General features: G+C 55.0%; 9 protein-coding genes and 3 pseudogenes. 6 read left to right on the top strand and 6 right to left on the bottom strand.

Annotated elements, in window-relative coordinates:
• Positions 1-93: 93 nt before the first annotated feature.
• Positions 94-213: pseudogene (locus tag B0G75_RS41775) on the bottom strand (acyl-CoA dehydrogenase); the annotation flags it as partial.
• A 135-nt stretch (positions 214-348) separates the two neighbouring features.
• Here B0G75_RS41775 and B0G75_RS38850 point away from each other — a divergent pair.
• Positions 349-1,260: a LysR family transcriptional regulator gene (locus tag B0G75_RS38850; RefSeq protein WP_106286267.1), complete on the top strand. Its 912-nt coding sequence runs from the start codon at positions 349-351 to the stop codon at positions 1,258-1,260.
• Positions 1,261-1,360: 100 nt separating this feature from the next.
• On the opposite strand, the gene B0G75_RS38845 is transcribed toward B0G75_RS38850, so the two are convergent.
• Complete coding sequence (locus tag B0G75_RS38845) at positions 1,361-2,584, bottom strand: ISL3 family transposase (protein WP_106286268.1); 1,224 nt, start codon at positions 2,582-2,584, stop codon at positions 1,361-1,363.
• Positions 2,585-2,923: 339 nt separating this feature from the next.
• Positions 2,924-3,661 carry a GntR family transcriptional regulator gene (locus B0G75_RS38840; protein WP_106286292.1) on the bottom strand — a complete coding sequence of 246 codons (738 nt, stop codon included), beginning with the start codon at positions 3,659-3,661 and terminating at the stop codon, positions 2,924-2,926.
• Between the two features lie 674 nt (positions 3,662-4,335).
• Here B0G75_RS38840 and B0G75_RS38835 point away from each other — a divergent pair.
• Positions 4,336-5,391, top strand: a complete 1,056-nt coding sequence (locus B0G75_RS38835) for an AraC family transcriptional regulator (protein WP_106286269.1) — start codon at positions 4,336-4,338, stop codon at positions 5,389-5,391.
• A gap of 174 nt (positions 5,392-5,565) precedes the next feature.
• Here B0G75_RS38835 and B0G75_RS38830 read toward each other — a convergent pair.
• Positions 5,566-6,145, bottom strand: a pseudogene (locus B0G75_RS38830) (IS3 family transposase); the annotation flags it as partial.
• Between the two features lie 118 nt (positions 6,146-6,263).
• Positions 6,264-6,521, bottom strand: coding sequence for a calcium-binding protein (locus B0G75_RS38825; RefSeq protein ID WP_106286270.1), 258 nt, complete (start codon positions 6,519-6,521; stop codon positions 6,264-6,266).
• 278 nt (positions 6,522-6,799) lie between these two features.
• Here B0G75_RS38825 and B0G75_RS38820 point away from each other — a divergent pair, with 278 nt between their 5' ends.
• From B0G75_RS38820 to B0G75_RS38810, 3 genes are all read left to right on the top strand, one after another.
• Entirely contained in the window at positions 6,800-7,648 is an 849-nt protein-coding gene (locus B0G75_RS38820; protein ID WP_106286271.1) for a 3-hydroxybutyryl-CoA dehydrogenase, read from the top strand.
• A gap of 71 nt (positions 7,649-7,719) precedes the next feature.
• Positions 7,720-8,469, top strand: a complete 750-nt coding sequence (locus B0G75_RS38815) for an electron transfer flavoprotein subunit beta/FixA family protein (protein WP_106286272.1) — start codon at positions 7,720-7,722, stop codon at positions 8,467-8,469.
• Positions 8,470-8,497: 28 nt separating this feature from the next.
• Positions 8,498-9,454 carry an electron transfer flavoprotein subunit alpha/FixB family protein gene (locus tag B0G75_RS38810; RefSeq protein WP_106286273.1) on the top strand — a complete coding sequence of 319 codons (957 nt, stop codon included), beginning with the start codon at positions 8,498-8,500 and terminating at the stop codon, positions 9,452-9,454.
• Positions 9,455-10,087: 633 nt separating this feature from the next.
• Here the strand turns inward: B0G75_RS38810 and B0G75_RS38800 are convergent.
• On the bottom strand, positions 10,088-11,527 hold the full coding sequence (locus tag B0G75_RS38800) for a TetR/AcrR family transcriptional regulator (protein ID WP_106314849.1): 1,440 nt from the start codon (positions 11,525-11,527) through the stop codon (positions 10,088-10,090).
• 365 nt (positions 11,528-11,892) lie between these two features.
• Here B0G75_RS38800 and B0G75_RS40975 point away from each other — a divergent pair.
• Positions 11,893-12,650: pseudogene (locus tag B0G75_RS40975) on the top strand (transposase); the annotation flags it as partial.
• Positions 12,651-12,662 lie beyond the last annotated feature (12 nt).

Here is a 12,662-nt window from a genome sequence, read left to right as displayed (position 1 = left end):
GAATTCACCGAACTCGCCCAAAATCCATCCTACTCATTTTGAGGCGTGCTCTTTCTCCCGCTTTTACGCCCCGCTCTCGATAAGTTGACAGTGCCGTTCCTGGCAATACGCGTTGGCCGAGTCGCGCACCATACGCTCCTCATCGCTCAACTGTTGGTCGAGCAACAAGGGATCGTCCCAATGGAAGGCTGCGGATTTGCGCGCTGTGCTCATTCTGAAATCGGCAGGAGAGTGGAGTATCGGAAATCTAAGCAAAATATTGTCAACGCACAAACGCTTTGTTCGCACTCAATTGTGAAAAAATAGCACTTGTTAGTCGATCCTCCAATCCTTGAAAAGGCGGGCCCAATGCGACGCAAGATCCCTTCCACCTCTGCGCTATCAGCATTTGAATCGGCCGCGCGTCATCAGAGTTTTACGAAGGCGGCCGACGAACTGGCCGTGACGCAAAGCGCTGTGTGTCGTCAGATCGGCGTACTCGAGGACTTTCTGGGCGTGAAGCTATTCCGCCGCAGCCGGCGCGGTGTCGCGCTGACCGAAGCGGGTACGGCTTACAGTCGAAAGGTCGGTTCGTTGCTCGATATGGTCGAGCGCGATACTTTGGAGTTAATGGCAAAGGGCGGGCAGGGCGGCACGCTCGAGCTGGCTGTGGTACCAACCTTCGCGACTAAATGGCTGCTGCCGCGCATGCCTTTGTTTGTGCAGGAGCATCCGGATGTGACGGTGCATCTGGCAGCGCAGACGCGGCCGTTTTTATTCGGCGATACCGTGTTCGATGCTGCCATCCATGCGGGTACCGCTGGCTGGCCCGGAACGGAAAGTGTCTTCTTGATGGGAGAAAGCCTGATCGCGGTCTGTAGTCCCGGGCTTATCGCGCCGCGCAAGACGTTGGACCGGGCGGATTGGTCGCGTTATCCCCTGCTGCAGATGAGCACGCGTCCTTACGCGTGGCGGGACTGGTTTGCTTCGCGCGACATGCAGGTCGGTGGCGACATGTCGGGACCGCGTTTCGAACTGTTCTCGATGCTGGCGGAGGCCGCAGTGCATGGCATGGGCGTTGCCTTGATTCCGCGGCTGCTGGTGGAGGACGAACTGCGGCGAGGCGTACTGGTCGAAGCCTCCCGTTACGAGCATGCGAGCGATCGCTCTTACTACCTGATCTATCCCGAGCAAAAATCGGAGAACGTGGCACTGACCGTGTTTCGCGTCTGGATTGAATCGCAGGCGCGGCAATACTGGGCAACAGCACGGTTAGATTGAGCTGGCTCAAAGGCGCGCTGGTTCGATTCTATCCAACCAAGCGAGAAATCTGTGAGGCCAAAAAAAGGGGCTCTTTTAAAAGTGGAGTGGGTAATGCGGCTCACGAGGCATGCTGATTGATGGCCGAGAAGTCGAGCTTGCCGGCGATTAGGAACAACACGGTTCGCATGGTTTTGAAGCTGGCATATCCCCGCGCCTTGCGCTTGGCCGCTTGAAACAGGCCGTTGATCGCTTCAATGAAGCCATTGGTCTGGCGCGTCTGGGCCCAGGCGACGATGCCGTCGAAATGCCGGAGGATCATGCGTGCGACGTCCTTCATGGGTTCGACCTTGGAACGCATGACGCCGGTGCACCAGCGACGCAACATCTTGGAGACGACGTGGATCTGCTTGCGATCGAGAATCTCGCGCAACTGCTCGCGGTACATCCAGGCACGGGCGGTGCGGTTGGTGGTGTACTGGCTGATCAGCGCCTCGAGATCGGTCAGTTGCACGAGGTTCAGCTTGTCAGCATCCTTGAGCAACGACCAGCGCATGCCCTTCAGTGCGGGATCGGTCTTCTGCTGCTCGCGGCGCACTCCGTCGAGGGCTTTGGACGCGTGCGCAACCACATGAAACTTGTCGAACGTCACGCGTGCGTCGGGCAGATGCTCGTCCACGCCCTTGATGAAGGCGGGCGACATGTCGATGCTGACCGACTGGATCTGTGCAGGCGTTGCGTTGTGTTCCTCCAGGTGCCTGGCAAAGCGTTCGACGACGCCGGCATCCTCGCCTGGCGTGACGAAGACCACGCGCCGCTGATCCATGTCGGCGACCAGCGAGACATAGCCGTGGCCCCGTCGGCACGAGGTTTCGTCAATGGCCACTGCGCTCACGTCGGACAGGTCAGTCGCGGCCACGGCCAGATCGACATAACGGTCGCAAATGGCCTTCACGCGATGCCACGACAGGTTCACCAGGCGGGCCACCGCCGCAAATGTCATCTCCCGGCACAGCGTCAGCACGAGCGCTTCAAACAGCAGCGTAAAGCCATCCAGCTTGCCCATCCAGTCAGGCTGTGCGAGCCGCACCGAGCCGTCCGGCAAGCGCACACGCGGCACGCGCACCTCCAGATAACAGTCGAACTGGAAGAAATTCAGATGGCGCAACCGTTTGATAACCGTGTCGTGCACCGGGTGTTCGCCAGGCACCCCGGGGTAGGCAAACCGACTGTCCGCGACAAAGTCCACGGCAATAGTCAGTTCCGTGCCGAAATCGACACCTTGCACATACCACGGCGCCTTGATTCCAAGGGCGGCTTCAAACAGCTGAGTTTGGTTCGTCATCGTTCGCTTGGTCTTGCAGGGCTGGTTGCCGCATTCTGCCGCAACCAGCCCTGCACCGGCTTATTTGCACCACGCGCGTCAAGCGGTCGCTTCGCCGGGCTTGCGCCCGCGCTTGACCCGGCAGTCCACCCACTCGAGATTCGAAAGAAGCAAAAAAGGTTGGTCTAAAGCAGCGTGAGATCGACGATTGGTGTTTCGTCCGGGTGATTTGCGAAACGGTCTGCTCGATAAGGAGTGCGTAGTGCTTCGAAGTGGCCAATTGTCTGACGGAATGCGAATTCCGCCAGTATGGGCAGAGAAACATATAGATTTGGGTCGAGTCTTTCTTCCAACATATTTTCAGGCCGTCTTTTTGGAACGACGCGGGGTACCAGCTAGTGCATGTGGTACGGTCTTACCACTCGACACCCCAAGCGTTCGATCTTGAGTTCTCAGTCGCAGGATCAATTCGCCAGCAGACTCGATGTCCTCGCGCATAGCGGAACGAGCCGCTCGGGGGTTGCGATCCTTTATTGCTTGTACAATATGATAGTGATGCTCGATCATTGAGCGCCCACCTTGTTCATAGACCTCCGAGATGATTGGCCCCATCCGGATCCAAAGACGGGTCAAGATTTCCAGCAATTCTGGCGCCTTTGCAACGCGTGCCAATTCGAAGTGGAAGAGCTGATTGGTCTCAGTCCCTCGAGCGAAATCACCAGCCTTGATGGCCTCCTCATTTTCATTCACCAAAAGCAACAGACGATCGATATCTGCTTCGTCGGCTCTCTGAGCCGCTTGGGCCGCGGCAAGCCCTTCCAGCTCAACGCGAATCATCCGGATCTCAAGGTATTCGTCGGCCGAAATATGAGGAACACGAATATCACGAGCGTTCTGGAAAACTAAACCCCGATCCTGCACCAGCCGCAGCAACGCATCTCGCACCGGTGTGACGCTGGTACCCATCTGTGCAGCGATGTCCCTGATTCTAAGCCGGTCTCCGGGCCGCAGACCTCCCTTGATCAGCTGCGCAGAAATGACGCTATAGACCGTCTCGCCGAGATTTGTATGTCCGACGGCTTGAAACAAATTGGTCATCAATTTACCTTTAATGCAAGTTGGGACGGATGTCATCCCGCACGGCGCCAGACTGCATAAGACTGGGCGGGCAGCGTGATCCACCAAATACTCGATTACGCATTCCGCGCGAAGAAAGTGCTGCGACATACCATAAAGTGATCCTGCGCGTTCGGATAGTCTTCTGTCGGGCAAAACCTCCGAGGCCATCGAGCTGCCGATTCGATCACAGGCGGCGGCTAGTTATATAGGCACCATCTCGCTTTAATTACCCAATTTCTGTGCAGCGCCTCCAAATGTACCACCGGTCCCTCCGAAGGCATGCCGGTCGCACCGGACACGTCTGTTGGCATGCGGCCGCAACGGCCATTTCCATTCTTTGATTGGTTCAAAAATTCCTGACGCATCTCTGTGGCAATGCTCCAAATGAGGGAAAGCCCGATAGACAATGCCTATGCATGGATGCATCATACATCAAATTAGTGCAAGCTAGGCCGCGCAAATGCTAGGACGCTGGGACACTAAAAATCAATACGTGTATGTTTTCATTCGACATTTTCGCCTTAATCGTGTTAACACTGATTTTATCTGACATGGCGCGTAAATTGCTTTGAGGTGGGTGTAGTGTTGATGAAGGTGCAGACGTGTCAGCCAATACAACTTTACGGCTGAAGCCCTAGTTTTTTGGAAAAACTATGACCCACTCCGACATATCAATCCGCGACCGAGCCTGTTATCTCGGCGAAGTGCTAGCGCTGTTGAGCGTATTGAATGAGCAGGGCTGCGCGACGCATGATGCCTTGACTGGCACTGATATCGAGCACCGCGCACTGCTGGACTGGCGAACCAAGATCTCGCTGTGCCAACAATTGCGGCTGCATCGCAATGGTGTCCGCATGATGTCGGCGACATCGCTAGCATTAGCCGCTGGCCGACGTTTGCGTTTGTCATCGTTTGGTTTTGCTGGTAGTGCATTCGCGAGCGCAGATAGCTTAGCAACCGCCATCGAGATGACCAATCGGTTTGCGCCGCTCATGGGTGCCAAGTTCCATCTCAAGCTGCGCAAAGAAGGTTCTGAAGCGGTGCTGGGCTTCGAATTTCTCCACTCATTCGACATTCAGGAGCAGCGGTTTTGCATAGAACTAGAGATGTCGAAGATGCTTACGCTGCTGCGTGAGGCAATTTCGCCCGACTTCCGCCTTACGTCTGTCGCATTGAACACTTCTGCCGAGCTTGGCGGGACTAACAACCGCGAATATGCGATCACCTTCGGCACGTATCCCAGTTTCAACGCACCAAACTGTGAGATGCGCTTTGATTCGCGCTGGTTAAGAGCAAATCCGGTAGCGCGCTGCAATTTAATGTACGAGAGTTGCGTTGCGTCGTGCGAACGAATTATGAGTAAAGTTGAGCGCTGCGACGATGTTTGCATGCGAGTAAAAAATCGTCTCCTGTCCTACACAGACACTCTGCCAACGCTGACCGAGCTGGCGCAATGGATGAATGTGTCACCCCGCACGTTGCGACGTAAGCTCGCAGACCAGGGAATGTCCTACAACCAGCTCGTTGACGAGGTCCGCAAACAACTTGCGATAAACTTTTTGTCCACCAGCCGAATGTCGGCGGAAGAAATATCTGGCCGCGTCGGTTACAGCGACGCATCTAATTTCCGGCATGCCTTCAGGCGCTGGACAGGACTTTCGCCGAGTGATTTTCGTGAGAGCATGCTCCACGGCATGAGCGTGGCGTAGTCATCGGCAGTATTGATAATCGGCAGGTTTGTGAACAGCCAGACGGACAGCGATACGAATCGATGTGATCGGCCTTTCAGGTTCATGCCGGATCCCGGACTATGCCGAATCGAGAATCGTCGCCGTGGCTGACGAGCGACGGTGAGGTCAGTCGGAATCCGTGGACGCCAACGGCTAAGCAGCGATTTTACTCAAATGGAATCGCTGCGTGAAAGCGGCCGGCGACAGATAGTCCAGGCGTTCCTGTGTTCGCTGCCGGTTGTAAAAGATTTCGATGTATTCCGTGATTTCTTTGCAGGCCTGGTCGCGGGTCGAGAACTTGCGATGATAGACGAGTTCATTTTTCAATGAGCCCCAGAACGATTCAACGGGTGCGTTATCAAAACAATTTCCACGTCTACTCATTGATGCCTGCATGCCGAACTGTTTGAGGAGCTTCTGATAGGCGTGGGCGCAGTACTGGACTGCCACGATCCGTGTGCTATATCAGAGCGGCCGGTGGTCGGTGCGACGCGACAGCGCGAAACAGCGCCTGCATTACCAGCTGTTTTGTCATGCGCTCGCTCATAGCATAGCCGACGATCTCTCTGCTATACAGATCCTTGAGGCCGGCCAGATACAGCCATCCCTCATCGGTTGCGATGTAGGTAATGTCACCGCACCAGGCTTGATTCGGAGCGCTTGCACTGAAGTCCTGGTCCAGAATATTGGGTGCGACTGGAAGGTCGTGCATCGAATTGGTCGTCGCTTCGAACGTATCCGTCAGCGTAACCCGTCAGAAGTTGGAATTTAGTACGGGACCAACAACACTGCGAGAGATCAGGACGAGGTGAGCGAGATCCCACTGCGACAGTGCGACGGCTTTCTGGATGTCAGTAACCTTGATCATGCCAGTAGTGCCAGTCAGCGACGGCTACTTGTGTCGGTTCATCGCAGCTCACCGGAACGATCTGGGCCAGGGGTGCCACCACGTCACGTAGGCCCCACCGAACCCAGACGAAGATGCCAACCCGGCACAGGTCTTCATGAGCGAGTCCTGTGACCGAGACGTGTTCACCCGGGCGCAGCGGTGAAGAGGCCATTGCTTTGCGAATGCCGGCCTCGAACGGAAACGAGAGCTGTTCTTCCAGATAGCAATGCTACGACGTCGCCCGCTCTTCCTCGGTATAGGCGTCGATTTATGGAGTGAGATTTTTGCACATGTGCATGCGGATAAATCGTTTGTTTGACCGTAACGCGAAGCGTAGATTGAGCAGAAGGACTCTCCTCAACAAAAAACAGATGAGCCGTTTGCAAAAATACCGCCAGTCTTCAATGGGAAGACCCGTCGCTGCACGATAGGCAGTTATTCGCGGATTGGCTTGAGGTTACCGCGGAGGAGAAACGAATTGCGTACAAGGAGCGCGATATGAAAATCCAGACGATAGGTGTTGTGGGTGCAGGCCAGATGGGACAAGGCATCGCTCAGACGTGTGCGGCGTCAGGACTGAATGTTGTACTCAACGATATCGACCACGCGGCAATACAGCGCTGTCTGGAAGGTATCGCGGCTGCGTTCGAACGAATTGTATCGAAAGGGAAATTATCCAATTCCGAGGCGTCCGCGATACAGGCTCGGATTGATGGCGGCGTTGCATTGGAGCGTCTGGCGGCATGTGAGCTGGTAATCGAAGCCGTGACCGAAGATGTGCGCAACAAGCAGAATATTCTCAAACAGTTGGACTTGATCGTTGAGCCGGATACTATCGTCGCTACCAATACCTCGTCGGTATCGGTGACAAAGCTCGGTGCGACAATTTCAAATCCCGGCCGCTTCATAGGACTGCATTTCTTCAATCCTGTGCCGGTTATGGAGCTAGTCGAAGTCATCCGAGGCGCGCACACAAGTGACGCGACGTTCAATACGACGGTGGCGTTCGCAAAGCGTATTGGCAAAACACCTATCGACGTCAAAAATTCGCCAGGCTTCGCAGTGAACCGAATCTTGGTTCCTATGATCAATGAAGCGATTTGCATTTTGCACGAAGGACTCGCGAGCGCGGAAGATATAGATGCCGGCATGAGGCTGGGCGCGAATCATCCAATCGGGCCCCTCGCGTTGGCAGACCTAATCGGTCTTGACACTGTGCTGGCGATTATGGAGGTACTAAGTCGCGATTTTAACGATCCAAAATATCGGCCGGCACCATTGCTCAGAGAGCTTGTGGACGCCGGATCTCTCGGTCGAAAGACTCGTCGTGGTTTTTACGCCTATTGAATATCGCGATACAAGGATGAAATCTGGCCGGCGGAACGTTGATCGGATTCTTGTTTCATTGAAGGAGCAACATGAAAATTCTGGTGGCAGTGAAGCGTGTGGTGGACTACAACGTGAAGGTTCGTGTGAAGACGGACAATACCGGGGTCGACATTGTGAATGTCAAGATGTCGATGAACCCGTTCGACGAAATCGCCGTTGAAGAAGCCGTGCGTTTGAAAGAAGCGGGTGTAGCGACAGAAGTGATTGCAGTGTCGGCCGGTGCCGCCCAATGCCAAGAAACCCTGCGCACGGCACTGGCGATGGGCGCGGACCGCGCGATCCTGATCGAGTCGAACGAGGAGTTGCAGCCGCTGGCGGTGGCGAAACTGCTAAGGGCGCTGGTCGACAAGGAGCGGCCTTCCATCGTGATTCTTGGCAAGCAAGCAATTGACGACGACTCGAACCAGACGGGCCAGATGCTCGCTGCGCTCGCAACGCTACCTCAGGCTACATTTGCGGCCCAGATCGCTGTGGCGAATGGAAAGGTCACGGTGTCGCGTGAGGTCGATGGCGGCACGGAAACCTTGTCACTAAAACTGCCCGCGGTTGTCACGACCGACCTGCGTTTGAACGAGCCACGCTATGTGACGTTGCCGAATATTATGAAGGCGAAGAAGAAACCGCTTGAGATTGTGACATCCGGAGACTTGGGCGTCGATGTCAAGCCGCGACTAAAAACACTGAAAGTCAGCGATCCGCCGAGGCGCTTAGCTGGCGTGAAAGTGGCAGACGTGAAGACATTGATCGAAAAACTCACAACCGAAGCCAAGGTTATTTAATCAGCGTGAAATCGTAGAGACGAATGAGATGACAATTCTGGTAATTGCTGAGCACGATAACTCGTCGTTGAAGGCGGCGACACTAAACACCATCGGCGCTGGTGCGATGATAGCCACTTGCACAAATCAGGCTATTCATGTGCTCGTCGCCGGTCATGGTGCAATGGGAGTGGCGGAGGAGGTTGCCAGCGTGGCGGGAATCGAAAAGGTTCTTCTCGCGGATGCGCCTCAACTGGCAGAAGGCCTCGCGGAGAACGTTGAGGCAACAGTGCTGAGCATCGCTCACGGCTACTCGCATATCCTGGCACCAGCTACCGCATACGGTAAAAACATCGGGCCGCGTATTGCCGCAAAGCTAGACGTTGCGCAGATCAGTGAAATTACGGCTGTAAATTCCGCCGATACGTTTGAGCGACCAATATACGCATCCAATGTTATTTCGACTGTGCAGTCTAAAGATCCAATCAAGGTCATTACGGTCCGTGCAACCGGTTTTGAACCGGCCGCAATAGTAGGCGGTTGTGCATCGGTTGAGAGGATCGCAGCGGCGGCTGATGCAGGCGTCTCGCAATTCGTTAGCCGCGAGGTGACGAAGCTGGACCGTCCGGAACTGACGTCGGCGAACGTCATCGTATCGGGTGGGCGTGGTCTGGGTAGTGGCGAGAACTACACAAAGGTGCTCGAGCCTCTGGCCGACAAGCTGGGCGCTGCGATGGGCGCTTCCCGCGCAGCCGTCGATGCGGGGTACGTGCCAAACGATTATCAGGTCGGCCAGACAGGCAAGGTCGTCGCGCCGCAGCTGTACTTTGCGATTGGCATCTCCGGTGCGATACAGCATTTGGCCGGAATGAAGGACTCGAAGGTAATCGTCGCAATCAACAAAGATCCGGAAGCGCCAATTTTTAGCGTTGCGGATTATGGTCTGGTTGGAGATTTGTTTACGGTCGTTCCCGATCTCGTGAGCGAGGTTGAAAAAACCGTCTAATCCCTTGAATCTCTGCCCAAGATCGGGCTGCTGCTGCTGCGGACTTATTCAGTCACGGTCTTTCCCGTGGACATATCTCCGCTCGCAGCAGGTAGGGCGGTGGTACGGTAGCCAAGATGGTGGGGCTACCTAAGCACGTGGATTCGCGTATTGGAGTTTGGTCACCGTTACTATTTGAGGAGTTAGGGGAAGGTTATGCCAAACATTTCCGAGAGGGATGATCGATTTGAAGCAGCGCGATTGGCAAATCGTAGCGACGCCGAACTGTGGCGCTGGTTCTGTCTAATGTACGAGGAAGGGCGCATTAGATGGTGTAAGTCCGGTCATGGCTGGCTCGTGAGCGTTGATCACAAACATCTGGCGACAGAGTCGCAGTTTGATGCAGCCATTCGAAATGCTCGACAGCGTTTCGAGTCAGGGTGCCGGTGGTCACCGAAAGCTAAACAAACATCAGGAATTGCATCTAAAGAATTGGATCGTCCAGTGCAAGTTGCAGACCGACCGACTTCGAATTCCGACGAGAAACGCCTAAAGCAAACCTCAAGGTTTCTGGCCGCACGCTGACCGGTTGACCCGTCTCAGCCGGTTGTCGTTTTCCAGGATGGAAAATTTTTTGCAGGGTGCCTCTTCATATCAAGTCTCCGTGGTGATCCCTCCTTGCGCGATGCGAATCGCCATAGTCTGCATTAGTTTAAAAACCGAGTCAGTGTTCGCCGGCAACTGCTGTTTGCCAAACATCAAAGTCGACGTACCTTCCAGCTGCGCAGCAATCAATGTTGCACGCGCCAGGCATTCGCGAGCGGTCGCGGATGAGTCTATCTCTCGCACTAGACCCGCATAAATCGCCCGATAGGTAGAGTACACCTTTCCCACGAGTTCGCGTGTCCTCTCCGAGTGTTGGGCCAGTGCGAACATTTCAAAGGAAAATCGACATACCCGCGGATCACGACCTTCCTCAGAGACGTCTTTGACAAGTTTGCGCAGACGATCAAGCGCAGATTTTCCGTCTGGATTCCCCATTTCTGTATACCGGTCCAAATAGAGCTTCATTAGCGCATCAATCGTCGAATGGAGCAGATCGTCATATGTTGGAAAGTAGTTCTGAAGCGCAGATGGGAGAATGCCAAGCTCCCTGGCCACTCGCGCTTGCGTGAAGTTCCCATATCCTTCTGTGGCGAGAAGGTTCGCGGCAGAGGAGACGATCTCGTTGATCTTGACCTCCCTGCGTTTCCCCTGAACCGTTGGTCGGTAGTAGACTTCATTCTGTCCCGTTGCGCGTATAGTCAGCTCGAATAGTCGCTGCTGGAATCGATCTTCAGGGTCAATGGGCGCGATGCGTGCACTGGCGCTATCGTCCGCGCCTACCGAAGGATCGGCTAAACAATGGAAAAGAGTATCGTTCCCCGGCGTCTTTGTGGACAAACCGACGATCAATTTCACAGCCCGCTTCGTTACGCGAATGAACTCTGCGTAGTCCTTATCTGAGTCTCCGCCGTGATAAGCGAAGATCATCATCCCGGTAATTTGGGAGACAAGAATGGATGCGCGTACCAGGCACTCCTCGCTGGTCAAAGCTGGGTGAATCTCGGCCAACAATTTCGCAAATATGCACCGACACTCCGCATACGTGTCGTCGACGAGCGCCGCTGCAAACGAATCGTGCTGGGAGAAAGCCCAGATTTGAAACATAAACTTCGGTAAGTCGGTTTCGTTGATATCTTGGATAATTCGCTCCACCAACACAGAGCAACGCCGCGCCGCACTGGCATCTTTCCGATTTGCTATTTCCCGGTAGGTGTCCAGTGTCTGGTTCAAGTATGCCTGCAAGGTTACACGTAGCAACTCTTCTTTCGTCCGATAGTAATACTGAAGATTTCCTAGTGTAATGCCAACGCGACTGGCCACGCGGCGGGTTGTAAACCTAGCGTACCCATCCTCCTGGAACGTTTGCTGGGCGGCATGGATGATCTGGGTAATGCGTAGCTCCCGATTTCGCCCCGTAGTCGTTCCTGTGCCGGACTTAGGCTGTCTAGCCTCATCAAGCGTCCAGTGCTTCACCGCCTTTTTCTGCATGCTGGCTCCCCTAAAAAATCTTGTACGACCCAAGCTACAGCTATAGGTCGAACAAATGGTATCACGAAATATTGAAATGTTTTTTTGATGTTAGAGTCCGCGACCGATGGTTCCTGATTTGACAAATTGGTCCGGAACATCGGCGCTCGAATTTGGTGACAGAGCCATATGCGCCGCCTATCAGAACGATGTCCACGCGAACTGTACGTCTCACGAGGCAGTATTTTCCCTTACTTTAACGATCTTGCCTCTAGGTCTATCAGCGACTATTATTAGGTCAAGCGTACATATCGTTAAGCGACCTACCCCAACAAACCGGGTCAGTCAGAAGCTAGGAAAGTTCGTTTTCGGAGAAGAGGACGAACATGAAGAAGCGCTTTACGGAAGAGCAAATCACCGGGTTGCTGAAGGAAGCCGAGGCCGGCGTGCCGGCAAAGGAGCTGTGCAGCAAGCACGGCTTCAGTGACGCGTCGTTACAAGTGGCGCGAAGTTCGGCGGCAGGGAGGTGTCGGAAGCGCGCCGACTGCAGGAGCTGGAAGCCGAGAACGCGCGGCTGAAGGAACTGCTGGCCGAAGCGATGCTAGTTATGGAAGCGTTGAAGGTGGCCGTCCAGGGAAAGCCCTGAGCCCACAAGCCAAGCGCGAAGCAGTGGCGGCGATTCTGGAGAAGGTAAACATCTCGTAGCGCCGCGCCTGCCAGCTTGTCGGGCTATGTCGCCGCGTGTTGCATTACGAGGCGATGCCGGACCGCGAGAACGAAGCGCTGACGGCGCGCCTGGTGGAACTGGCGCATGACGGGCGGCGCTTCGGCTTCCGGCGGCTGCATGCACTCGTGGAGCGCGAAGGCATTCACGCGAATCACAAGCGCGTGCATAGCCTTTATCGTGAAGCTGGGCTGGCTGGCCGTGCGACGCCGCCGTCGGTGCCACGGCGTCATGATTGAACGTGAGCAGTTGGCATTGACGGGCGGGCCTAACCAGGGTTGGTCAATTGACCTCGAGATGGATGCACTGTCGAACGGGCGGCGTCTGAAGTGCCTGACTGTCGTAGATGATTTCACCAAGGAGGCAGTCGATATCGTCGCGGAACACGGCATGTCCGGCTTGTACGTCGCGCGACCATTACTTTGTTCAAGT

This window comes from Paraburkholderia sp. BL18I3N2 (assembly GCF_003001875.1).
In the GTDB taxonomy this organism is placed as follows: Bacteria; Pseudomonadota; Gammaproteobacteria; order Burkholderiales; family Burkholderiaceae; genus Paraburkholderia; species Paraburkholderia phytofirmans.
This window is presented reverse-complemented; position numbering and strand designations above follow the sequence as displayed.